Below are 23,077 nucleotides of genomic sequence, written 5' to 3'. Positions count from 1 at the left end.
AGGGGTGTTGCTGTGGTTCTGGCTGGTCGGCTGGTCGGCCTTCGCGCTGCCCGTGGCCATCGCCTCGCTGCGAGGGTGGGCGCCGAAACGCACCCGCAGCCGTACGACCCCGTGGGCCATCCGCGTCCGGGGCGTCGCCCTGCTGGTGATCTGGCTCGGCGGGCTGACCGGCCCGCTCCTGCGGTGGAGCGATCTGGACACCGAGGACGCCAGTTTTTTCGCTTCCGTGGTGCAGGGTGGGCTGCTGATGTTCGCTGGAGGGCTCGTGGCCGGATCGCAGCTGGGCGAGCGGTTCTACCGGCGAGCAATGCGAGCACAGACTGTCGATCAGGCACAGGGCATCAGCGGTCGGCCGTGATGGGGCCCTGGCCCTTGATCCTTTCCGACCGGATGGGAGTCGGCCTTCGTCGCCCCTGGGTCTCGCTGATCAACTGGCCCGGTCAGCCGGCCTTCCTCCCCCACCGCGTGTCGATCCGCTCCCACTCCACGGCCCACTGCTCCAAACGCCGCTGGCTCAGGTACATGCGTATAACGGAGACCGCGGCCAGGGCGATGCCGCCCGCACCTGCCGCGACCAGCAACCCTGCGGCAGCCGCATGGGATCGTGCCTGCCCTTCGGTCAGGGGCTCCGCAGTGAGGTGACCGTCCTTGTCGATCCAGATCGTGACCCGGTTGCCGACGGGGCTCGTGGCCGACACCCGGGCCTCGCCGGTGCGTGTCGAACCGTCCGGCGCGGTCCAGCGGACCGTCGCCCACACCCGCGGATCGCCCGCTGCCCTGGCGGGCACCTTGCCCTTGGCGTCCTCGACGAGTACAGCCGACACCGTGCGGCGCTCCACCCGCTGCCGGTCCGCGGACCGCTCGACCGCGTCTGCCGCCGCCAGCCCCACGAACAGACCGCCCACCAGGGCCAGCACCCATCCAGCGAGGATGACCCAGGCTTCGATGACGTCGCTGCGCCGCAGCAGCGGATTATGCCGCCACCGCCACCACCACACCCTGGCACACCGCGCCGTCGCCATCGGCCGACACCCCTTCGTGAGCACCGGCAACTTGCTTCCAGCCTGCTGGGGCAAGAAGGGCCCGCTGCCCAGCCCATCTCCCCATCCTTCATGGTGCACGCACAGCCATACCGGTTGCACTGCCAGGTTCCGGCAGTGTTCACTACGGTCCGCCTGCCGGTTGCTGTCAGGAATTGGCCGACGTCTCGGCCACGAGACGTGATGACGTGCCCCCGGCTGCGCTGAGACGCCCTTTCAGTAGGCGTGCAGCAGGCGGCGCCAGGTACGCCGGAGCCATCCCATGAGGTGGGGACAGAGCGGGCCGCCGTGGGGCAGGCTCAGTGTGGTTTCCCGTGTCATCGCCGCGAAGAAGGCCCGCCCCGGGCGGCTCTGCAGGGTGGTGTTCCACCGGTAGCCGCGACGGTGGGCGAACAGGGAACGCACGAGTCCGCGCCCCAGTCCCTGCCGTTGCCACATATCGCAGACCCAGAGGTCCAGGATGCGCCCAGTACGGCACTCATGGCAGGCACGGAAACGAAGTCGGCCGATGACACGGCCGCACGGATCGCGCAGGATGAACTCGGCCGTACCACCCGGAGCAGCGGTGGAGACGTAGGTCAGTCGTACCGGCTGACCGTCAGGGGCGTCGGCGTTCCAGAATCCGGTCATCGAGAGTGGACCTCCTGCTGTCTCCGCCGGGTGAGCAGGTCTGGTCAGGCTCCGGCGTCACACCCGTGACGCCTCCGTGCCGGGTCTCCCGGCTCCTTCAGCGCCGGTCCGCGCCCCAACTCCCGGTACGGCGGCTCCACGAGTGGCCGACACGACCGCGTTCACGCGCGCGCATCTGCGGTGGTCTCCTTGGACGGCGTGTCGGCGTCCTTGCGTCCGGCCGGGATTCCGGCGAGGTCGTCAACGTGGAAGAGACGGGCGATCGGCACGTCGGTGGAGCTGTGCGCGACGATCGAGAAGGCGATGCACAGGGCGATGAGGGTGAACGCCTCCTCGCCCTGCGGGATACCGGCCTGCAGTACGAGCAGCCCGTACACCACGGACGCGAAGCCCTTCGGCCCGAACCAGGCCGCGACCAGCTTCTCCTGGCGGGTGAAACGGGTACCGAGCAGGGAGAGCAGCAGGGAGGCCGGCCGGATCAGCACGATGGCGAGGACCACGGCGACGTACCCGCCGAAGGACAGGTCACCGAAGAGCGACGGCGTCAGCAGTGCGCCGAACACCAGCAGGGCCGCGAACTTGGCCAGCTCCGCCAGCGCCTCCCCGAGCGGCTCGAACGCCTCCTTCGCCTCCAGCGACCGGGCGGTGAGCACGGCACCCGCGGCGAACGCGGCGAGATAGGGGTTGGCGTGCGTGAGGTGGCAGAGCGCGTACAGGATCACGCCGATCGCCAGCGGGAGCAGCGGCTGAAGCTTCGGCTCGGCGCCCAGCAGCCGGAAGCGTACGAGCTCGATCACCACGAACGGCAGGACGACACCGAAGACCAGTCCCAGGACAAGCTCCAGCGCGATCGTCCCCAAGGACGCTTCAGCCTGCCCGGAGGTCGGTCCGGCCGCGGCGATCAGGATGAGCACGACGGGCAGGGCGAGGCCGTCGTTGATGCCGCTCTCGACGTTCAGCAACTGCCGCAGCTTGGAGGGGACTTCCTTGCGGCCGACGATCGCGGAGGCGAACACCGGGTCCGTGGGCGCCAGCACGGCACCGACGAGGAAGGACGTCGTCCAGTCCAGGCCCACCAGGTAGTGCGTGATCAGCGCCATGCCGACGAACGCCAGGGGCATGCCGAGGCCGAGAGCGCGGGCCGGGTTGCGCCAGTTCTCGCGCAGCTTGGGGAAGGAGACGTGCATGCCGTCGGTGAACAGCACCGCGAACAGCGCCAGATCGGCCGTCACGGACACGATCTCGCTGTCCGGAGTGATGTGGATCCAGCCCAGGAAACCGTCGCTGACGAGCGCGCCGCCGACCAGGAAGAGAAGCGAGGTCGACAGCACGGTCCGGGCCGCGAGACCTGACAGCAGCACCGCGATGAGCAGGGCCACCCCGAAGACCACGACGAGCAGCATGACCACGACCCCCGATCGGCGAAGAGAGTTCTCCCACAACCGCCGACCAGACTTCCCGGCACACCGCGGGGAACCCTACACGTTCCTTACGTCGTGCTGACAGGCTCTTTCCGCGCACTGACGGCCGTCCGACCTTGCCGCGATCCGGCATGGTGCGCTGCACGGGACACGCTTCAGCGGGTTCCCGTTTCCCAGTGCGTCAGGACGTAGGTCAGGCCGATCTGCCGCATGGCTGTCCGCGCCTGGTCGCTGGGATGCGTGATGATCAGCCGTGTGCCGCGTGCCCGCGCGGCTCGGACGGCGGCAAAGAACGCCGCGCAGCCGGCCGGGCTGAGGTGGTGCAACTCGGTGAGGTCCACCTCCAGGACATCCGGTCCTGTTTCGATCACCCGCAGGAGGCGCCGGCCCGTCCGCGCAGCACTGCGGGCGTCGAGGTCGCCGCGCAGTCGGACCACCTCAAGGCCCGATGGTGGGACCGAAGCGGGGCGGCGGCGGTGGCGGAAGAGGGGCATCAGAGCCTCCGGGCAGACGGATGTGTCCGCCGACCAGACTTCCCGGCACACCTAGGAGCAGCGTACGGGGGATGACCATCGCCCGCCCGTTACGTTGCTCCATGCGCTGACCAGACGGCGTCCCTGCCCCTCCGTACGGCAGTGACACCTTGCCCGTAGTCGGCATGTCCCCACCTGCAAAAAGTGCCGGAGACAGGCAATGACCTGACTCGTACCGGGTGATGTTCGCGGCCATGCGCTAGAAAGACGTCAACAACGCATCAAACGTCGGGGGGACCCACATGGCGGGGCGGGACGTGTCCGAGGACTACGAGGAGTACCTGGAGGGGTACGCCCGCATCCTCGCGGACGCCTCGGCGACCGGTCGCCGTCTGACCCGGGACGAACTCGAGTCCCGCCGTGCGCTGGGCGAGCAGGCAGCAGAGGCCGGCATCGGACTGCGCGCCCTGGTCGGCGCCCACATGGCAGCCACCCGGGCGCACTGGCCGACCGGCGAGAGCATGTCCGTGGACGACGCGCTGGGGGCTGCGGCGCAGGCCGTGGACGCGTTCGCCGAAGGCTATGAGAGGGCGCAGCGGCTCGCCGTACGCCAGGAGGAAGCCGCTCGTCGCGAGTTCATCGACGACCTGCTGTACGGCCGCAGCGACCTGGGCCGACTGGCCCAGCGCGCCGAACGCTACGGGCTGCGGCTGTCGTACGAGCACGCGGTCGCGGTGGCACGCGGCACGGGCGCGTACGAAGAGGGAGACACCGTGCTCCGGGAGGTGGAGCACGCACTGATCGGCCGGTTCGGCGACCGAAGCATCCTGCTCACCACCAAGGACGGCCGGCTGGTGTGCATCGCCCCGGGTGACCAGAGCGAGGTACTCGCCCACTTCGCCAAGCAGGCGTTCGCCGCCACCGGCGGCGGCCAGGTGGGAATCGGCCGCCCGCAGCCGGGCGCGGCCGGCGTCGTCCAGTCCTACGAGGAGGCCCTCAACGCCCTCGACCTGGGCGAGCGCCTCGAACTCGACGAACCCGTGCTGCACGCCGCCGACCTTCTTGTCTACCCCGTCCTCACCCGCGACCGGCAGGCCATGGCCGACCTGGTCGAAAGTGCGCTCGGCCCGCTGCGCGGAGCCCGGGGCGGCCCTCAGCCGCTCCTCGACACCCTCACCGCCTACTTCGACTCCGGCTGTGTGTCCGCGGAGGCGGCCCGGCGGCTGTCACTGAGTGTGCGCGCCTTCACCTACCGCCTGGAACGCATCCACAAGCTCACCGGTGCCGACCCGTCCGAACCGGTGCACCGCTACACGCTCCAGACCGCCGTGATCGGCGCCCGCTTGTTGGACTGGCCGTCGAAGCCGTCTCAGGTTCGCAAATAGGCCATGGCTCTGCTCGCCGCACGCTGCGGGGCAGCGATCTCCGTTCCGCTGCCGTGACGACCATCACAGCAGGTCTCTGTAGGCCGTCGCGCCCAGGGCGCATACACGTGGCGGCCCCGGTTAGTGTGTAAAGAACGCGTCAATCGACGCGCGGTGTGCCGGGAAGTCTGGTCGGCGTCGCAGGGCGCGTGTGCCCACACTCCGATGCTGTGGAGGTTCTCCCGGATGCGTGACGGCCGGCGTGAGCGTTCTGTGTTTCTCGGCTTGCTGCCCTGGCCGGAGCGGGTGCGGGTGGCTCGCGCCCTGCGCACGGAGACGGTCGGCGGGCTGGTGCTGCTGGCGGCGGCCGTGGTGGCGCTGGTCTGGGCGAACACCCCGTGGAGCGGCACGTATGAGCACGTACGCGACTTCCATTTCGGGATACCCGCGCTCGGCCTGGACCTGTCCGTCGGGCACTGGACGGCGGACGGGCTGCTGACCATCTTCTTCCTGGTCGCCGGAATCGAGCTGAAACGCGAACTGGTCGTCGGCGAGCTGCGGACCCCTGCCACGGCAGCCCTGCCCGTGGTCGCCGCCCTGTGCGGCATGGCGGTCCCCGCCGCCGTCTACCTGGCCACCGTCGGACTCGGCGGTGGCAGCGCACAGGGGTGGGCGGTACCCATGGCCACCGACATCGCCTTCGCGCTCGCCGTCCTCGCGGTCCTCTCCACGCACCTGCCCTCCGCGCTGCGGGCCTTCCTGCTGACCCTGGCGGTGGTCGACGACCTCGGCGCGATCCTGGTGATCGCCGTCTTCTTCACCAGCGACCTGAACCCCGCCGCCCTCGCCGGAGCCGTGGCCGGACTGGTCGTGTTCTACCTGTTGCAGCGGTTCCGGGTGCGCGGCTGGTGGTGGTACGTGCCGCTGGGGGTGGTGATCTGGGCGCTGATGTACAACGGCGGCGTGCACGCCACGGTCGCCGGTGTGGCGATGGGCCTGATCCTGCGGACCGTGCGCGACGAGGGCGAGGACACCTCCCCGGGGGAGCGGACCGAGCATCTGCTCAGGCCGGTGTCGGCCGGTGTGGCGGTGCCCCTGTTCGCGCTGTTCGCCGCCGGGGTGAGCGTGTCGGTCGGAGGGCTGGGAGAGGTGTTCACGCGCCCGGAGCCCCTGGGAGTGGTGCTGGGTCTGGTCGTGGGCAAGACGGTGGGAATCTTCGCAGGCACCTATCTGGCGGCCCGCTTCACCCGGGCCCGCCTCAACCCGGACCTGGCGTGGGCGGACGTGTTCGCTCTGGCGGTCCTGGCCGGGATCGGCTTCACCGTCGCCCTGCTGATCGGTGAACTCGCCTTCACCGACCCGGCCGACGTCGAGCACATCAAGGCCGCCGTCCTGCTCGGCTCGCTGCTCGCCGCAGCCGTCGCGGCACTGCTGATCAAACGCCGCAACGGCATCTACCGCCGCCTGTGGGAGGCCGAAACCCGGGACGAGGACGCCGACGGTATCCCCGACATCTACCAGCGCACCGCCTCCGGCCGCGACGGTGTCGAGGGCCCGAGTTGAACGGTGCCTACCTCTCACTCGCCGACACCACCGAGCCATCCCATCGCGCTGTCGACCGCACCGCCCCGACCGGATCACGCGTGTCCGACGGCATCTTGATCGCTGATGGTCTCGTGCGCGCTCGCTGTCAGTGGTGTGGTGTCGTCGGGTTTCGCGGCGAGCTGTGCGCGGCGATGCCTGAGCAGGCGTGTGGCCAGTGGTTCGGTGTAGCGGGCGGTGAGGGGTCCGAGGAGGACGAGGATCAGGACGTAGGCCGTGGCCAGCGGGCCGAGAGAGGGTTCGACGCCGGCTGCGACGGCGAGTCCGGCGATCACGATGGAGAACTCGCCGCGCGCGACGAGGGCGCCGCCGGCTCGCCAGCGGCCCTTGGCGGCGATGCCGGCCCGCTTGGCAGCCCAGTAGCCGGTGGCGATCTTCGTGCAGGCGGTGACGGCGGCCAGGGCGAGGGCGGACAGGAGGACGGGAGGGATGCTGGCGGGGTCGGTGTTCAGGCCGAAGAAGACGAAGAACACGGCGGCGAACAGGTCCCGCAACGGGGCAAGAAGGCTGTGCGCGCCGTCGGCGACCTCGCCGGACAGCGCGATACCGACGAGGAAGGCACCCACGGCGGCGGACACATGCAGCTGCTGGGCGAGCCCGGCGATCAGCAGGGTCAGGCCCAGGACCACGAGGAGGAGTTTCTCGGGGTCGTCGCTGGAGACGAAGCGGGAGATGTGGCGGCCGTAGCGGACCGCGAGGACCAGGACGAGGGCGGCTGCGCCGAGGGCGATGGCGAGGGTGACGCTGCCTGACGCCAGGCCGGTCCCGGCCAGCAGGGCCGTGAGGATCGGCAGGTAGACCGCCATGGAGAGGTCTTCGAGGACGAGGATGCTCAGGACGGTCGGGGTTTCGCGGTTGCCCAGGCGGCCCAGGTCGCCGAGGACCTTGGCGATGACACCGGAGGAGGAGACCCAGGTGACGCCGGCCAGGACGACGGCGGCGACCGGGCCCCACCCCAGCAGCAGCGCGAGTGCCGCGCCGGGCAGGGCGTTGAGCAGGGCGTCGACGAGACCGGCGGGGTAGTGGGTCTTGAGGTTGGTGACCAGGTCGCTGGCGGTGTACTCCAGGCCCAGCATGAGCAGCAGCAGGATGACGCCGATCTCGGCGCCTATGGCCACGAACTCCTCGCTGGAACCCAGCGGCAGCAGCCCACCGTTGCCGAAGGCGAGTCCGGCCAGCAGGTACAGCGGAATCGGGGAGAACCGGAAGCGCCCGGCGAACCGGCCGAGCAGCCCGAGAACCAGGATGATGCAGCCGAACTCGATCAGGAAGACTGCGGAGGAGTGCATGACGGGTTACTCCCGCCCGAGTATCGCGGCGGCGGTCTCCACGCCCTCGCGGGTGCCGATGACGATGAGGGTGTCACCGCCGGCGAGCCGGAAGTCGGGGGTGGGGGAGGGAATGGCCTCGGCTCGGCGCAGCACGGCCACGATCGAGGCGCCGGTCTCCGTGCGCATCCGGGTCTCGCCCAGCAGGCGCCCGTTCCAGCGCGATGCGGCGGTCAGTTCGATGCGTTCGGCCACGAGCCCCAGGCCGGTGGTGGACAGCAGGTTGGGGTTGTGGTGGGCGGGCATCAACGCGTCGATGAGGGTGGCCGCCTCCTCGGCGGTCAGCCGTACGGACATGGCGCACGCGTCGGGGTCGTCCTCCCGGTACGCACTGATCGTGCGCGGCCCGTCCCGATGGGCGATCACGGAGAGACGGCGGTGCTCCCGTGTTGTCAGGTCGTAGCGGACACCGATTCCCGGCAACGGTGTGCTGCTCAGGCGGGGCGCGCCCATGGCTGTCCCCCTCCTCTGTCGGCGTGAGCGTTGGCTGCTGTGGCTCTCGTGCGGGGGCCGCCCTGACGAGCGCTCAGATCAGATCAGATCCGGATTGTGAGGCTCATCTTATGATCCGCAGACGGACGGCGCCCCGGAGCGGCTGGAGCTGCCGCAGCTGCTGAGCCATCAGCGATGGCCGCAGCGGACCTGGCTCCTTTGCCGTTCCGTGTGTTCTCACGTTCAGCGAGACCGTGCGCTGAACGTGGCGGATCCGGTGGCGGCCCGGCTGCCCAGTCCTCAGCCACGGGTCTGGGCACCGGTGTCCGGGTGGGCCGACGGTCCGCCGAACGGCCATCTCCATCCTGTGAGCCAAGCTCGTCCAGCTTCTCGACCACGTTCCGTGGGGGCGGGCCGACGAACTGATGACAAGGATGGCGAGTGGTGGGGGTGATAGCCGAGCCCTGCTCGTTCCGATCGGTTACGGGGTCCGAACCGGCGCGGCGGTCCGCGGGAGGCGCCGGCGCAGTGTGGCCGCGAACTCCTCCGCCCGGGCCAGCTGGGTGCGCAGATCGGCCACGCGCTGTTGCGCGGCCTCTTCGAAGCCCCGCAGCCGGTCCAGGAGCTCTTCGCGCTCTTTGGGCGGCAGTTCCTTGACGGAGTCGAGGCGGTCGGTGGCCTCCAGCAAGGCACGCATCTCGTCGAGGGTGAAGCCGAGGGGCTTCATGCGGCGGATGACCATCAGGCGGGCGACGTCGGCCTCGGTGTAGAGACGGAAGCCGCCCTGGGAGCGGGCCGAGGGGGCGACGAGGCCGGTCTCCTCGTAGTGCCGGATGGTGCGCAGGGACAGCTCGGTTCGCGCGGCGACCTCACCGATCTGCATGTGCTTGCCGTCCACGTCCCCGACCTGGCCTTTCTCGTTGTCGACAGCGCTGCGTCCCATCCAGCCGCCGATCTCTACTCTAACGTTAGGGTAGAGTCTCGTCGGAGGGTCGGCCTGAGCGCCGTCACTTCCTCGTCTGCGGTGTGGGTTCCCAGCCCGGCCGTCTCCGTGTCGGGGCCGATGCCGCCCCCGGCGAAGAATCCGAGTCTTGCAGGAGAGACGCGTGCGCGAGTCCGTGGTGCCTGGCGCCGCCGCCTGTCCGCCGTGACCCTTCGCCCCTGACCAGAGCCTGACGCACACGCGATCGCGCCGTCGGCTCTCCCCGACTTCCGGCCCGAAAGCGGGCCGCCGCGGAATGCCGGCCCCGGCCTTCCTCGCCGTCTTCTGCGCGCCCCTTCCTGCCCCAGGGGTGTGCCCGAGCACGACAGGTAGCTGCTTCGTTGTCTTCTCCCGTACTGTCTCCCGCCGCGCGGCTGAGCGCTCTCAAACCGGACTGGCTGCGTGATCCGAAGGTCTGGCGTACCGAGGTACTGGCCGGCCTGGTGGTCGCGCTCGCGCTGATCCCCGAGGCGATCTCCTTTTCCATCATCGCCGGTGTCGACCCGGCCATCGGCCTGTTCGCCTCCTTCACCATGGCCGTCACCATCGCCGTCGTCGGCGGGCGCCGGGCCATGATCTCCGCCGCCACCGGCGCCGTCGCCCTCGTGATCGCACCTCTGAACCGCGAGCACGGCCTGGGCTACCTCGTCGCCGCGGTCATCCTCGCCGGGGTCTTCCAGGTGATCCTCGGGGCACTCGGGGTGGCCAAACTGATGCGGTTCATCCCCCGCAGCGTGATGGTCGGGTTCGTCAACTCCCTCGCCATCCTGATCTTCATGGCCCAGGTCCCGGAGATGACGAGCGTGCCGTGGCCGGTCTACCCGCTGATCGCGGCCGGCCTGGCACTGATGGTGTTCTTTCCGAAGGTCACCACGGTCATCCCGGCACCACTGGTCTCCATCGTCATCCTGACCGTGATCACCGTCGGCGCGGCCATCGCGGTGCCGACCGTCGGCGACAAGGGCGCCCTGCCGTCCTCCCTGCCGGTCCCTGGCCTGCCCGACGTGCCCTTCACCCTGGACACGCTGACCACCATCGCCCCGTACGCCTTCGCGATGGCGCTGGTCGGCCTGATGGAGTCGCTGATGACGGCCAAACTGGTCGACGACATCACCGACACCCACTCCAGCAAGACGCGCGAGTCGATCGGCCAGGGCATCGCCAACATCGTCACCGGCTTCTTCGGTGGTATGGGCGGCTGCGCGATGATCGGCCAGACGATGATCAACGTGAAGGTGTCCGGCGCCCGCACCCGCCTGTCCACGTTCCTGGCCGGGGCGTTCCTGATGGTGCTGTGCGTCGTCTTCGGCCCGGTCGTCTCGGACATCCCCATGGCCGCCCTGGTCGCGGTCATGGTCATGGTGTCGTTCGCAACGTTCGACTGGCACTCCATCGCCCCGAAGACGCTTCGCCGGATGCCGGCCGGGGAGATCACCGTCATGGTGATCACCGTCGCGTGCGTGGTCGCCACCCACAACCTCGCCATCGGCGTCGTGGTCGGCTCGGTCACCGCCATGGTCGTCTTCGCCAAGCGCGTCGCGCATCTCGCCGAGGTCACCTCCGTCATCGACCCGGACGGCAGCGCGGTCGTCTACCGGGTCACCGGCGAGCTGTTCTTCGCCTCCTCCAACGACCTCGTCGGCCAGTTCAACTACGCCACAGACCCGAAGAGGGTCGTCATCGACCTGTCCTCGGCCCACGTCTGGGACGCCTCCTCGGTCGCCGCCCTGGACGCCATCGAGGCCAAGTACGCCCAGCGCGGCAAGCAGGTCGAGATCACCGGCCTGAACGAACCCAGCGCCCACCTGCACGGCAAGCTCAGCGGCGAGCTGTCAGCCAGCCATTGACGCACTCGTCGGCACAGCCGCTCCATGGCGTGCTTCGGCCGGAGTCGGCCGTATCGACCCAGCTGGAGCGCGGCCGGGGGTCGGCAAGCGGAGCATCAGACGCGTACCGGGCCGACCGCTGTGCAGTCCGCTGCCGCGCCGCCGACACGCAACCGGTGTACCTCTCGCCTCGTGGAGGAGGGAGTCATGGCCGCAGAAGCGTCTGGGCGGGAGGGAGTCGCCGCGGGTAGCGGCTTTTGCCGCGATCGCCACTGCGTCGGCGGGCGTCGCGCATGATCGCCAGGCGGACCAGGCCGGGGGTGAGCGGGTATGCGGGGCCACGGCCCACACCGTTCCGTGCAGGGCTGTTTGGGAGCGCCGGCAGCAGATAGAGTGCAAAGTACACGTCAAGGGACGTGGGGTGTGCCGGGAAGTCTGGTCGGCGTGCAGGGGCCTTGTGCCCGTCGCCACTGCCCGGAGGTATGCCGCCATGGCCGCAGGCCCACGATTCCGCTCGCCATTCACCAGGGTGTTCCCTCTCCTGCGTGGCAGGCCGTCGCTCACGCTCCGCGGGCAGAAGCGGTCGACGGCCCGGTGGGTGCCGTGATGACGGGCCGACCTGACGGGGCGTCCAGCTGATGGCCGCGGACGCCTCGCTGCTGGCCCCAGCAATCCTCCTCGCCGCTTTGATGGTCAGAACGGCACTCGGTGAGTTCCGGCAGCAAGGAACCGCCCGTGAGCAGTGGGCGTTTGCCACCGACCGTCGCGCTGTAGCCGCCGGAGTGACAACAGCAGGGGCGACCATTCTGCTGGGCTGGCCCCAGGCAGGGCCCGCAGCTGTGGCCTGGGCCCTGCTCATCGGTGCGCTCACCGCCCACCTCGTCCACCGGGGCGAGGACCGGCCGTGATCGGTCGTCATCAGGCACATCCGGATCGACCTGGCGGCCACGCGCTCCGTCGGCCTACGCCTGTCGGGCCCGCTCCACCCGTGCCCAACGCACCCAGGCGGAAGCAGCCGACCGCCGAGCCGACGCGGCGGCAGTAGCCCAGTGCCTCCGTCGGGCCCGTCTCTCACCACCCAGGAGTCCTCGCACGCATGATCTGGCACTGGATCGGCCTCGTCTTCTTCTCCCTCACCCTGCTCCCAGCCGGGCTGGCCCTGGTCAGCGGCCGGATACCGCGCCGACTGAGGCACCGGCTCGCGCCCATGCGCCCCGGGGCCTGGCCCTGCTCGCTCTCTACGCCGTCGCGCCCCTCAACACGGTGCCGCGCCTGGCCGAGGCGCCGCCCGTGATCACCCTGGCGGCTACGGCCACCGCGGTCATCGTGGCCGCAGTGGGCTGCGTGTACGCCGCCCTTGCGCCACGCAGAGTCAGAAAGGCCACCCCGTGACCAGTCGACGGCACGTACGGCGCCTCGCGGTTTCCCTCACCGTCTGGTGGGCGCTGATCGCTCTCGTGCTCTGGCTGGTGGGCAAGGCGCTCGGCCAGCCCGCCACGCTCGCCCAGTGCATCGCCTCGGCCGCGTTCCTCGCCGCGATCGGGGAAACCGGCGACTGGCTGCGGCGACGCCGAAGGGCCGACCGGCTCACCAAGCGGCGCAAGCCGGCACCGGCACGACACCAACCGCCCGGCGGCCAGCTGCCGGACACCTGCCGGTGCCCGGCATCCAGACCTCCCTCGAGTCCTCCTCCACCTTGACTCCTTTGTTGCCTGCGTCCGTGTCGCACCGCCCTGCCGGATCGGGCAGCCTTCACCAGCTCGCCCATGCCTGTGTCCGGGCCAGGAGGGACGTCAGGAGAGCGTCAGCGGCGTCAGGCCGCTCAAAATCTCGAGCCGCTCCTGCTCGACGTAGCGGACGCGGCGGCGCGAACCGACTCGCACAACCACTCGGGAAAGGGGCTCGGGAGGCGGTGCTCGTCGAGAAGTGGACTCAGTCGTCGGACGTCCGCGTGCGGCGCGGCATCTGAGGCGACTTGGCGGCCTCGGCCTCCGCCTTGGCGTCGCTCACCGCTGCGGCGGCCTGCTTTCCTGCCTCGTCCGCAGCCGCGGCGGCGTCGAGGGAAACCGTCGAGCCCGCCTCCAGCTGCGGAACCCGGCTTCCGTCCGACGTGTCGTGATCGTCGGCAGTGGCTGCTTCCTCGGGTTGTCCGGGCGTGGGAGGGCTCTCCGACGCCTGATCACCGAAGGCTCGGGTGACGGTCCGGACTGCCTCGGTCAGCTCTCCCGGGATCACCCAGAAGGTGTTGTTGCCGCTGCTCGCCAGGTGCGGGAGCGTCTCCAGGTACTTGTAGGCGAGGACCTTCGGGTCGGCGTTGTTGCGATGGACGGCCTGGAAGACGAGCTCGACCGCCTTGGCCTCACCGTCCGCCCGCAGGATCATGGCCTGTTGCGCACCCTGTGCCTCCAGGATGTCCTTCTGCTTCGTGCCCTCGGCGGTGAGGATCTTGGCCTGCCGCTCCCCCTCGGCGTGCAGGATGGCCGCCCGCTTGTCACGCTCGGCCCGCATCTGCTTCTCCATCGCCTCCTTGATGGTGGCCGGCGGATCGATGGCCTTGATCTCGACGCGGTTGACCCGGATGCCCCACTTGCCGGTGGCGTCGTCGAGGACGGCGCGGAGCCGGGAGTTGATCTCCTCGCGCGAGGTGAGCGTCTCCTCCAGGTCCATGCTGCCGATGACGTTGCGGAGCGTGGTCACGGTGAGCTGGTCGATCGCCTGGAGGTAGTCGGCGACCTCGTAGGCCGCCGCCCGCGGATCGGTGATCTGGTAGTAGAGCACGGTGTCGATGTTCACCACGAGGTTGTCCTCGGTGATCACCGGCCTGGGGTCGGACGAATAGACCTGCTCGCGCACGTCGAGCTTGGTGTTGATGCGGTCCGCCACCGGCACGACCAGGTTCAGTCCGGGTTGGAGCGTCCGCCGGTACCGGCCGAACCGCTCGACGTTGTAGCGGCGCGCCTGCGGGACGATCCGCACGGTGGAGGCCACGAGGAAGACGACGACGATGGCCGCGACGAGGAGGGGGATGACGACGGGATCCACAGTGCCTCCGTTGCTGTGTGTTCAGCCGTACACGGAAGGAGTTCGCGGGGATTCGACTCAGGGAAGGAGTTCGCGGGGGTAGACGATGGCCGTGGCGCCTTCGATCTCCATGACGTCCACCCACGCACCCACCGGGATCACGAGACCCTCGTCGAGGGCGCGGGCCGACCATTCCTCGCCGGAGAGCTTGATCAGGCCGCGGGTCGCGGTGACCTCCTGCATGACCTCGGCACGCTTGCCGATCAGGGCGTCACTGCCGTCTCGGGTCAGTGGCTGCTGTTCCATGTGCCGCAGCGCGACGGGCCGGACAAGGACGACGCCCGCTGCCGCCGCCAGCGCAAAGGCCACGAGCTGGCCGAGAAGGCCGATGCCCACGCCGGCGACCACGGCGGCCACCAACGCGGCGCCCGCCAACAATCCGAATACAAGTGTCAGAGCGAAGAACTCCGCGGCACCCAGCGCCGCGGCAGCGAGCAGCCACAAGAACCACGGCATGGCATCGCCCTCCTTCAGGGGGCCTTCACCCCCAAGCTACCTCCCGGAACACCGGGCAGACAGACGCGGCGACTGTGGCTCTCGCGGTTCCGGTAGCCATCGAGGCGGGCCAGGGCGGTAGCCGCCGCGCTGCTGATCTCCCGACTTCCGAGAGGGGGCAATGCAACGCCAGGCGGACACCCCGTCGCCCCCTCGCGCCTCACCCGTACGCGCACGGACCGGATGCCCCACCGCACGACATGGCGTGGTCATCACCGCCCTCGATGCCCCGGGAGGCGATCCGGCCCGTGGCCTGCCGACCCGGTTCTCGCTGGCTCATTCTTGGCGCGGGGCAGGGGGCGAGCGGGAGCGTCCGTGACGCACATCACACCATCCAATGCAATTTTTACCCTGCGCAATGATTCTTCGACGGCTGCCCTCCGTACCCCCTGGCGACCGATGTCCGCTCCCCTGCGGATCCCGCGTGCTCGCGCCAGCCGGGGCCCCGCATCCGCACGCCAGGAGGAACCATGCGCATCCCCCGTACCGCAGGAGCCATCTTCATGAGCGGCGGCCTGCTGATGACCGTCGCCGCACTCGCCTATCCCGCCATGCTGGGCATCGAGAACACGGCCTCGTCGCCGGAGCGCATCATCGCCAACACGCAGTTCGGTCCGCTGACGGAGGCCGACCGGGACTTCGTGATCAAGGTGCGCTCGGCGGGACTGTGGGAGTACCCGCTGGGCGAGATGGCCATGGAACGCGGTACGACCCCGGAGATGAAGGAGGCAGGCGAGCATCTGGTCGTCGGGCACGCCGGTCTCGACGATTTGTGCCGCAAGATCGCCCCGGAGCTGGGCATCACGCTCAACAACCAGGCGAGTCCGCAACAGCAGCAGTTCGTGGCCACCGTGGACGCGGCCAAGGGCAAGGAGTTCGACTCGACCGCGGTGCAGATCATGCGCGTCACGCACGGCCAGATCTTCCCGGCCATCGCCAAGATCCGCGCCAGCACCCGGAACACCTTGGTGCGTCAGCTGGCCGACCTCGCCAACGACACCGTGCTCGACCACATCACCGTGCTGGAGAAGACCGGCCTGGTCAACCACGAGAACGTCAACTACCAGCAGACCAACCCCCCGAAACTACCCAAGGACCAGGCCACCCCGCCCGTGCCCCAGCCCGGCGCCCCCATGGTCGTCCTGACCCCGCGACCGGACCTGGACGTCAACACCGCCGCGCCGACGGCTCCTCCGAGTCCCTCACCGTCGGCTTCCGCCGACGCGGAATGACACCGGAGCCCACCGTGCCGGGTCGCCTCGGCCCCGCGCCCGGCACCGAACAGGCGGGCGACCGGGGCCGAGCGACACCCAGCCAGGAGGCTCGCGTTCGACGAAGGGCCCCTCAAGCCTCAGGAGCCTCAAGAAGGCGGATCAAGTCGGTAGGACCGTATGACGGCAAGCGCGCACCCGGCGACGAGCGCGAGCGCCACCGCCGCCACCCCCAGCAGCGGGCCACGGTCGGTACCCGGTGCCACACCTCGTGGCGGCACCGCCCCCCTCGGGTCGAACACGACTGTCAGGGCATCCCCCGGCCTGGTCGAGCCTTCACATCCTCGCCAGATCCGTGTCGAGAGGGGCGCCCCGGCCCGGCCGGCCACGGAGCACAGGTACCGTCCCCCCTCGATGCCGGTTCCGGGCCCGCCCTCGACAAGGGTCACCACCGCGGGCCGCACCTCACCCCGCTGGGTCAGCACCACCCAGCCGGCCACCTGGGGCATGAGCAGCGCCAGGCACAGCCCGAGCACGGCGGCCGTGCCGACAAGCGCGCGGCCCGCGCCGGTGATCAGAAGGTAGAGGGTGAGCGCGGCGGCGATCACCAGTCCGCCCTCTCCTGCCGCCAACGCCGGATGGCCGGTCCAGACCCCCGCGATCCCGACTCCGATGATGGCGGTCGCCGACAGGACCCCGACGAGGATCCCTTCGGCGAACAGCCACCTCGGCGGCAGACCGACGAACTCCGCGGGTCCCCACACAAAGGCCGTCGCATGGGCCACCAAACCCGTACGGCTGTCCGCCCGCGGTCGAGGTGGTCGACGCACCCGCCGCTCCTCCCCGGTCGTCGCCCGATGTCCGGAGCCGCACCGCCGGTGTGACGATCCAGGCCGTCACGGCACCCCCACAGCTCGCTTGCATTATGCAAAAGAATCAGGGGGAAGAACAGGCCGATCACGCCGCCCGAGGGTCGGAACCGACCGAACGCCCCGAGCCGTGGCCGTGGGTGCGGTCAGGCACCCCTGGGCACAACGGAGTCCACCCAACCCAGGGGAAACGGCTCCGTGTCGCCCCCCGCAGCCGGGGCGAGCGGCTCACCGCCGGCCTCGTTGAAGGCGGTGAGCGCGTCCACGAGGGCGGACCGCTGGCCCGGTGACAGGCGCTCGACGATCCCGGCGATCTCCGTCCTGCGGCGGCCGGTGACGTCCTCGACGGTGCGTCGCCCCTCCTCCGTGAGCTGGAGCACGGTCTCCCGGCGGTTGCCGGGATTGGTCTGCCGGTCCGCGAGCCCGGCGGCGATGAGCCGGTCGACCATGCGCATGGCGGTGGACGGCGCGACCTGAAGGAGGTCGGCGAGGGTGACCAGCTTGGTGGCCCCGTGCGTGGAGAGCACCACGAGCATGCGGAACTGGGGCAGCGTCACCCGCTCCTCCACCTCGGCGAGCGACCGGGCGGAGACGGCGACCAAGAGTCTCGACGCGGTGAGCACCGCACGGGTCACCACGTCGACATCGTCCATGCCCCCGGTCGGGGCCTCACTTTGCACCATGCGACCTTTCTACCGTGCCGCACCCACCGCCCGCTCAGCCCATAGGAACAGATTTTCCCTTCCCATGACCCTTACATGGTTCGCCTAAAGTACCCGCGTTCCCGGGACGCTCCCATGACCGTGATAGCGGAGCAGCAGCATGGCGGCGTCGTCGTGGGGCGGTCCCGCGGAGTGGTCTTGTACATCGCGACGCAGCGCGTCGAGCGCGGCATGCGCGTCGGAGTCCTTGAGCAGAGCAGCTCGTTCGGCAAGCGGATAGAAGTGCCCGTCCCCGTCCCGCGCCTCGGTGACACCGTCGGTGTACAGCAGTAGCTGCTCGCCCGGGGCGAACCCCACGCGGTAGGGCCGCGGCCCGGCATGGCCGTGCGCACCCAGTCCCAGGGGCAGCGCGGAGGAGGGTGGCTCAGGGAAGTCCGCGGTGCCGTCGTCCCGTATCAGCATCGGGGCCGGATGGCCGTAATTGAGCAGGACCGCCTCGTGGTCGGAGCCGATCTCGGCGAGGATCGCGGTGACGAACTTCTCACCCTCCAACTCCCGTTCCACGCTCCGCTCCAGCCGTTCCCCCAGCCCCACCAGGTCCGGCTCGTCGTGCGCCGCCTCACGGAACGCGCCGAGCACCACCGCGGCCGTCTCCACGGCGGCGAGCCCCTTGCCCTGCACGTCCCCCACGATCACCCGGATCCCGTGCGGCGAGGCGACCACCTCGTACAGATCGCCCCCGATCCGTGCCTCCGCCACGGCAGAGGTGTACGACACCGCCGCCTGCAGCGGTCCGGCCGTCAGCGGCACCGGCCGCAGCAGCACGCGCTGCGCCACCTCCGCGATCGAGCGCACACCGGCCAGTTCCGCTTCCCGCCGGGAGCGCATCACGGCCGCCGCGATCCCCGCGCCGGTGACACCCACGACCGACCCCAGCGCGGCGAATCCCCGGCGTTCCTCGAACAGCCCGTCGTAGATTCCGAGCCCGACGCACAGTACGAGCGCCGCCACACCCGTCAGCGCGGTGCGGCGCCAGCCGCCGACCAGTCCGGCGAAAGCGGGCCCCAGCGACACCAACGGCAACAGTCCGACCCCCGGTCCGACCACGACGTCCACGACGGTCACCACCGCCATGACCCCGCCCGGCATCCACGACAGCAACGTGGCGCTCTGTGGCGGCTTCTTCCCGGTCATGGCGTACTCCAGCGGTGTGGCGAACCCCGGAGAGCCGCTCGATCCGGCACCCCCTAATCTTTAGATTATGCAAGGGTCTGGTCGTGGACCGGCCCTCACCACGAGCCTTTACCCAATCGAGGCCCGGACCCGACACCGGAACCGACCGGGACCGACGGAGAACGCCGATGACGACACACCAAGGCTCCGCCCCGCGCCGCCCCCGCCGGCCTGCAGGATGGCGGCGGGTGCCGCTGCGCCTGCCCGTCCTTCTCTTCAAGGCGGGGCTCGCTCCCCTCTTCGGCAAGCGGCTGCTCCTGCTGCACCACACCGGCCGGGTCAGCGGGCTCGACCGCCGCACGGTCCTGGAGGTGGTGGCATACGACAGCGAATGCGGCAGCTGGACCGTCGCGGCCGGGTTCGGCCCCGCGTCGGACTGGTACCAGAACCTCCGCCGACGGCCGCACACCGTCGTCCAGTTCGGCAACCGCCACCACACCGTCACCGCGCACTTCCTCCCGGCGGAGACCGGGGCGGAGATCATGGCGGACTACTCCCGCCGGCATCCACGGACGGCCCGCCGGCTGTGCGCGTTCATGGGCCTGCCCTCCGACGGAAGCGAGACCGCCTTCCTGACGGCCGGCAGCACCATCCCGTTCGTACGTCTCGATGCCTCGGACGGCTACCGCCAAGTTCCTGTCCCCTGAGGCGAGAAGCCACCGCACGCCGGTGACGGCGGGGCGGACCGGCCGTCGACCACCGCGCGGTCCGGCCGGCCGGCGCCCCCGGAGCCGTTCCGGGAGCGCCGCCCACCGCGGTGGCCGCTTTCCCTACACCGCGGTGATGCCCTCCATGCCGGACTCGGCGAAGGCGGGCAGTCCGGTGGCGGTGGTGACCTTGGTGAGTGAGCCGTTCCGGCCGATACGGAAGCCGTCGACCGTGCCGGAGACGGCGTTCTGGACGTACAGGAACCTCTCGTCCTCGGTCACCGCCAGATCGATCACCCCCTGGGACCTGGGCGAGGGCGGCGTGGCGATGCCGACGTCATTGGTGAGGGCGAGACGGCCCTGGCGGTCCATGCGGTAGCCGGTGACGGTGGAGTTGCCGGTGTTGCCCCCGTAGAAGAAGTCGCCCGCGCGCTCCAGCCAGCACAACGTGTCCTGGCCGTTCGGCAGCGGCTTCTGCACCAGTTCGAGGCGGCCGTCGGAGCGCACCTTGTACGCGCTGACCGTCGACTTCGCGGCCTCGGCCACCAGCATCCGCCCGGCCCTGTCGAAGGTGACTGCGAACGGCACCTCCCCGGCAGACCGGTTGACGACAGCCCGCTCGGCCGGGCGCCCGTCACGCCGCATCGGGAACACCTCGATGGTGTTCGCGGACTTGGTGGTGACGACGAGTTCACGGCCGCCGGGAGTGAACGCGACCTGCCCCGGCGAGCTGCTGAACAACGGCACCGTGTCGTTGTCCAGCCCCAGCGAACGCTGCGAGCCGCGCAGGGGCTTGAGTCCCCCGGCGGTGATCCGGAAGCCCTGGACGCTGCCCTCACCGCCGGCGTTCATGACGTAGGCCACCGATCCGTGCACCGCGATGGAGGCCGGGAAGTCGCCGCCCGAGTCGACCACGCGGCGGTCCGTCAGCTTCTGCCCCCGGACGCGGAACGAGGTCACCGTGCCGCTGCCCGCGTTGACCGCCAGCAGCAGCCCGGAGGCGTCGTCATAGACGAGGGAGCCCTGGGAGGCGAGGGAGTCGGTGGGCGCGTCGACCTGGTCGCCGCCCTTGCCGCCGGTGGCGTAACGGCCGGCCGCGGTCAGCTTGCCGTCGCCGCCGCGCTTGAAGGCGTGAATGGTGTTGCCGGCGAGTTCGTTGCCCTGAACGAACACCGCGTGGTCTGCCCCGGCCGACGCCGGTGAACCCGTGTACCGGCGCCCGGTCTCCCCCGCCGCCGCGACGGTCACGGTGGCCACGGCCGCGACGGTGGCGAGGACACCGGCTCCGGCGACCGTCAGTCGAACCTGTAACGAGGACCTGCGCCTGGTGTGCCTGCTCATCTCTGTGCTCCTCCTGCCCATCCGCCACCCCGGAACGGTGGCGGGCGAAGCCAGAGTTACCGACGGGACAGGGGGGGCTGAAGGGGTTCGGCTTCCACGTCAGGGTCTTGTAAGAACCACCGGTGGCGATCTCATTTTGTACTATGCAATGATCGAGCGGGGGCCGTCCGGCAGCCGGCTGCCACCCGGCACCAGGAGTGACGACGGCAGAAACCCGGTGGGGGGTCAGCGCGTCGGCAGCCGGACGCCCCCGCCAGCGGATCCGCCGTCGGGCCGGCACAGCCGAAGAACGGGAAGTGGGACAGTGGCCGCTCAACCGCCTTGCGGCGGCGGGACACCGGACGGGGAAGACCGCACGCCGCCCGTTCCCGACGAGGTGTGGCAGCGGTTCCTCACCGACAGCGAACCCGCGATACGGCGGACCGCGCCCAGGGAGCTCTCCGCGCGGGAGCGCACGGCTCCAGCGCGGCCCCGGCACTTCCTCGACCCGCGCGAGTGGCCGGGGCACAAGGCGGAACCATCCCCCGTCCACGGCGCATCGATCTCGTCGTACGAGGCCGATGCAGTGGGGGAACTCTGGCAGGCGGCAGACCCGTGGCCCGGCCCGCCCTGGCGCGACCTCGACGGCCGGGCGAGGCGCCACCGTGCGGGTCGCGTGCTCGGCACGGCCGCCGCGATCACCGTGGTCCTCGGCCTCTTCGCCCTCCTGACGGCCCCAGGCAGCTCGTACGACGAGCAGGGCGACTCCATCTCCCAGCAGTCCGAGCAGGCCCCCACCGGGTGGCCCACCACTGCCGCGACTCCCAACGCCACGATCACGCCTCCCGGATGACACCTCGACTCTCCGCCGCCCGGTCCGGCCTCGGGGTGAACAGGAGGGCCCCACAGCGCCGTACTGGTCACATACGGCCCAGGCCGATCGCCGGGGAAGGAGGCATGGGTGTGGCAGGCGAGGCCGTGCCGCCGCCCGGCGAGCATCGCCCTTCTCCGTATCGGGCGGATCGGATGGATCTGACGGATCGGGCGGATCGGGCGGGTACCTGCGTGCGAGCCGCGGTGTTCGCCGTGGTCGGCAGCGTGCTGGCGGTGTCGGGTCACTACGCCGTGGCCGACGGAGTCACTCCATGGCGGCCGACCGCACTGCTCGTCCTCGCGCAGTTCGCCGTCGCCTGGCCCGCCGCCCGGCGCCGTTTCGCCCCTGTGGCGACGCTCGGCTGCACGCTCGGGGTCCAGGCGCTGCTGCATGTGTCCCCGGCGCCGGCGGACAGCCCGGCCGGACCGGGTCATCTCGCTCAGGGCGCCCATCGGCACGCCGTGGTCACCCCGGAGAGCGCATCCGGCTGGCATCAGGTGTCCGCCACCATGACGGCCGCCCATGTGCTCGCCGCGCTGTCGGTGGCCTGGTTGCTGCACCGGGCCGACGCCACTCTCGCGATCGCCGTACGGTTCGCGCGAGCTGTGCGTGGCGTCGCGGGCTCCCTCGGCTCCCGGCTGTCGGCCGGCCTGGCCGGCATCGGGCCGCGCCCTCTCCCCCACCTCGAACCGATCGAGCACCTCGCCCTTGTCGAGGCTCCACGGACACGGACTCTGGAACACCCGCTGGTGCGCAGAGGACCGCCGGGACACACGGCTGTCCCGGTTCGTCCCTCTCCCGGGCCGAGGCTTCGGCCTGCCCGGCCCCACCCGCAAGGAGCCTCCCCTGTCCCCGCACCGACCCGTCCGTACGGCACACCGCCCCGCCCTGGCCGTTGCCGCCGCGCTGACCACCGCCCTCATATCGCCCACTCCCGCGTCCGCCCACGCGGAGGTCGAGTCGGAACCCGCTCGGGCCCTGGCCGAGAACGTCACCCTTTCCTTCACCTCCGAGGCCGAGTCCGACACCTCGGGTTTCGCCCACCTGCGTGTCGTCCTCCCGGCCGGCATCGCACCCGGTGACATCACGCTCGCCGACGCGCCCGAGGGGTGGAAGCTCAAGCGCGTCGCTGACGGCTACACCGTCGCGGGGCCCGCCCTGGACACCGGCGTCGACGCCGAACACAGCGTCAGCGTCCGTCGGCTGCCCGATGCCGAACAGCTCGTGTTCAAGACCGTCGAGACCTACGACGACGGCAGGATCTCCCGCTGGGTCGAACTCCCGGGCGGCGACGTGGAGCCGGAACAACCCGCCCCCGTACTGGACTTGCGGCCGGCCTCCTCGGACACGTCATCCTCCGCCTCCGGCCCGTCCGCCGGCGCCGTGCCCGAGCTTACGTCCACGGCCTCGGCAGGCGCCGCGTCCGCCGGGACGGAGGGGACGGCCGCTGAACAGGAAGACTTGCGGCCCGTCGGCCTCATCGTCGGCTCCGCTGTCGCCGTCCTGCTCGCCCTGGGTGGTGGCGCATGGTGGTTGGTCACACGCCGGAGGCCCTGCGACGCGGGCCGAGCCGGCCAGGAGGCGTGA

At 70.5% G+C, this 23,077-nt stretch carries 23 protein-coding genes; 10 read left to right on the top strand and 13 right to left on the bottom strand.

The features are described 5' to 3' along the window. Positions 1-4: 4 nt before the first annotated feature. A complete protein-coding gene (locus tag F9278_RS26050; RefSeq protein ID WP_152170475.1) occupies positions 5-358 on the top strand; it encodes a hypothetical protein in 354 nt (117 codons plus the stop codon). A gap of 82 nt (positions 359-440) precedes the next feature. Here F9278_RS26050 and F9278_RS26045 read toward each other — a convergent pair whose 3' ends face one another. The 4 genes from F9278_RS26045 to F9278_RS26030 all read right to left on the bottom strand — a co-directional run bounded on the left by F9278_RS26045 (position 441) and on the right by F9278_RS26030 (position 3,585). Next, positions 441-1,022, bottom strand: a complete 582-nt coding sequence (locus F9278_RS26045; protein WP_152170474.1) for an Rv1733c family protein — start codon at positions 1,020-1,022, stop codon at positions 441-443. A 234-nt stretch (positions 1,023-1,256) separates the two neighbouring features. Next, a complete protein-coding gene (locus F9278_RS26040; RefSeq protein WP_152170473.1) occupies positions 1,257-1,670 on the bottom strand; it encodes a GNAT family N-acetyltransferase in 414 nt (137 codons plus the stop codon). 161 nt (positions 1,671-1,831) lie between these two features. After that, positions 1,832-3,073, bottom strand: a complete 1,242-nt coding sequence (locus F9278_RS26035; protein WP_152170472.1) for a cation:proton antiporter — start codon at positions 3,071-3,073, stop codon at positions 1,832-1,834. 173 nt (positions 3,074-3,246) lie between these two features. Further along, positions 3,247-3,585: an STAS domain-containing protein gene (locus F9278_RS26030; RefSeq protein ID WP_152170471.1), complete on the bottom strand. Its 339-nt coding sequence runs from the start codon at positions 3,583-3,585 to the stop codon at positions 3,247-3,249. A gap of 281 nt (positions 3,586-3,866) precedes the next feature. Here F9278_RS26030 and F9278_RS26025 point away from each other — a divergent pair, with 281 nt between their 5' ends. Both F9278_RS26025 and nhaA read left to right on the top strand, forming a co-directional pair. Beyond that, positions 3,867-4,949: a PucR family transcriptional regulator gene (locus F9278_RS26025; protein WP_152170470.1), complete on the top strand. Its 1,083-nt coding sequence runs from the start codon at positions 3,867-3,869 to the stop codon at positions 4,947-4,949. 225 nt (positions 4,950-5,174) lie between these two features. Continuing rightward, positions 5,175-6,491: a Na+/H+ antiporter NhaA gene (gene nhaA, locus F9278_RS26020; RefSeq protein ID WP_152170469.1), complete on the top strand. Its 1,317-nt coding sequence runs from the start codon at positions 5,175-5,177 to the stop codon at positions 6,489-6,491. 74 nt (positions 6,492-6,565) lie between these two features. On the opposite strand, the gene F9278_RS26015 is transcribed toward nhaA, so the two are convergent. The 3 genes from F9278_RS26015 to F9278_RS26005 form a co-directional block, all read right to left on the bottom strand. Next, a complete protein-coding gene (locus F9278_RS26015) occupies positions 6,566-7,819 on the bottom strand; it encodes a cation:proton antiporter (RefSeq protein ID WP_152170468.1) in 1,254 nt (417 codons plus the stop codon). A 6-nt stretch (positions 7,820-7,825) separates the two neighbouring features. Continuing rightward, complete coding sequence (locus F9278_RS26010; RefSeq protein ID WP_193241631.1) at positions 7,826-8,311, bottom strand: cation:proton antiporter regulatory subunit; 486 nt, start codon at positions 8,309-8,311, stop codon at positions 7,826-7,828. A 460-nt stretch (positions 8,312-8,771) separates the two neighbouring features. Continuing rightward, positions 8,772-9,173 carry a MerR family transcriptional regulator gene (locus F9278_RS26005; protein ID WP_193242038.1) on the bottom strand — a complete coding sequence of 134 codons (402 nt, stop codon included), beginning with the start codon at positions 9,171-9,173 and terminating at the stop codon, positions 8,772-8,774. Positions 9,174-9,628: 455 nt separating this feature from the next. On the opposite strand from F9278_RS26005, the gene F9278_RS26000 reads away from it, so the two are divergent. From F9278_RS26000 to F9278_RS47390, 3 genes are all read left to right on the top strand, one after another. After that, positions 9,629-11,119 carry a SulP family inorganic anion transporter gene (locus F9278_RS26000; protein ID WP_152174131.1) on the top strand — a complete coding sequence of 497 codons (1,491 nt, stop codon included), beginning with the start codon at positions 9,629-9,631 and terminating at the stop codon, positions 11,117-11,119. A 617-nt stretch (positions 11,120-11,736) separates the two neighbouring features. Beyond that, positions 11,737-12,006, top strand: a complete 270-nt coding sequence (locus F9278_RS25995) for a hypothetical protein (protein ID WP_152170467.1) — start codon at positions 11,737-11,739, stop codon at positions 12,004-12,006. Positions 12,007-12,486: 480 nt separating this feature from the next. Next, positions 12,487-12,798: a hypothetical protein gene (locus F9278_RS47390; protein ID WP_226966955.1), complete on the top strand. Its 312-nt coding sequence runs from the start codon at positions 12,487-12,489 to the stop codon at positions 12,796-12,798. A 232-nt stretch (positions 12,799-13,030) separates the two neighbouring features. Here the strand turns inward: F9278_RS47390 and F9278_RS25980 are convergent, their stop codons facing one another. Together F9278_RS25980 and F9278_RS25975 are read right to left on the bottom strand one after the other, a co-directional pair. Beyond that, a complete protein-coding gene (locus F9278_RS25980) occupies positions 13,031-14,140 on the bottom strand; it encodes an SPFH domain-containing protein (RefSeq protein ID WP_152170466.1) in 1,110 nt (369 codons plus the stop codon). Between the two features lie 57 nt (positions 14,141-14,197). After that, positions 14,198-14,635, bottom strand: a complete 438-nt coding sequence (locus F9278_RS25975) for an NfeD family protein (RefSeq protein WP_152170465.1) — start codon at positions 14,633-14,635, stop codon at positions 14,198-14,200. Between the two features lie 509 nt (positions 14,636-15,144). On the opposite strand from F9278_RS25975, the gene F9278_RS25970 reads away from it, so the two are divergent. Continuing rightward, the gene (locus F9278_RS25970) at positions 15,145-15,906 is read left to right on the top strand and encodes a DUF4142 domain-containing protein (RefSeq protein WP_152170464.1); all 762 of its coding nucleotides are present in this window, start codon (positions 15,145-15,147) and stop codon (positions 15,904-15,906) included. Between the two features lie 128 nt (positions 15,907-16,034). Here the strand turns inward: F9278_RS25970 and F9278_RS25965 are convergent, their stop codons facing one another. The 3 genes from F9278_RS25965 to F9278_RS25955 form a co-directional block, all read right to left on the bottom strand. Continuing rightward, the gene (locus F9278_RS25965; protein ID WP_226966954.1) at positions 16,035-16,649 is read right to left on the bottom strand and encodes a hypothetical protein; all 615 of its coding nucleotides are present in this window, start codon (positions 16,647-16,649) and stop codon (positions 16,035-16,037) included. Between the two features lie 251 nt (positions 16,650-16,900). Then, complete coding sequence (locus tag F9278_RS25960) at positions 16,901-17,407, bottom strand: MarR family winged helix-turn-helix transcriptional regulator (protein ID WP_152174129.1); 507 nt, start codon at positions 17,405-17,407, stop codon at positions 16,901-16,903. Positions 17,408-17,521: 114 nt separating this feature from the next. Continuing rightward, positions 17,522-18,610: a PP2C family protein-serine/threonine phosphatase gene (locus F9278_RS25955; protein WP_152170463.1), complete on the bottom strand. Its 1,089-nt coding sequence runs from the start codon at positions 18,608-18,610 to the stop codon at positions 17,522-17,524. A gap of 167 nt (positions 18,611-18,777) precedes the next feature. Here F9278_RS25955 and F9278_RS25950 point away from each other — a divergent pair, with 167 nt between their 5' ends. Continuing rightward, on the top strand, positions 18,778-19,296 hold the full coding sequence (locus F9278_RS25950; RefSeq protein WP_152170462.1) for a nitroreductase family deazaflavin-dependent oxidoreductase: 519 nt from the start codon (positions 18,778-18,780) through the stop codon (positions 19,294-19,296). A gap of 123 nt (positions 19,297-19,419) precedes the next feature. Here F9278_RS25950 and F9278_RS25945 read toward each other — a convergent pair whose 3' ends face one another. Then, positions 19,420-20,637 (bottom strand): lactonase family protein, encoded by a 1,218-nt coding sequence (locus F9278_RS25945; RefSeq protein ID WP_152170461.1) that lies wholly within the window; start codon positions 20,635-20,637, stop codon positions 19,420-19,422. A 304-nt stretch (positions 20,638-20,941) separates the two neighbouring features. Between F9278_RS25945 and F9278_RS25940 the strand changes: the two genes are divergently transcribed. Together F9278_RS25940 and F9278_RS25935 are read left to right on the top strand one after the other, a co-directional pair. Beyond that, positions 20,942-21,469 carry a hypothetical protein gene (locus tag F9278_RS25940; RefSeq protein WP_152170460.1) on the top strand — a complete coding sequence of 176 codons (528 nt, stop codon included), beginning with the start codon at positions 20,942-20,944 and terminating at the stop codon, positions 21,467-21,469. Between the two features lie 729 nt (positions 21,470-22,198). After that, a complete protein-coding gene (locus F9278_RS25935; RefSeq protein WP_226966952.1) occupies positions 22,199-23,077 on the top strand; it encodes a DUF1775 domain-containing protein in 879 nt (292 codons plus the stop codon).

The organism is Streptomyces phaeolivaceus, from assembly GCF_009184865.1.
In the GTDB taxonomy this organism is placed as follows: Bacteria; Actinomycetota; Actinomycetes; order Streptomycetales; family Streptomycetaceae; genus Streptomyces; species Streptomyces phaeolivaceus.
The sequence above is the reverse complement of the archived record's forward strand: the minus strand, read 5'-3'. Positions and strand labels throughout refer to the sequence as shown.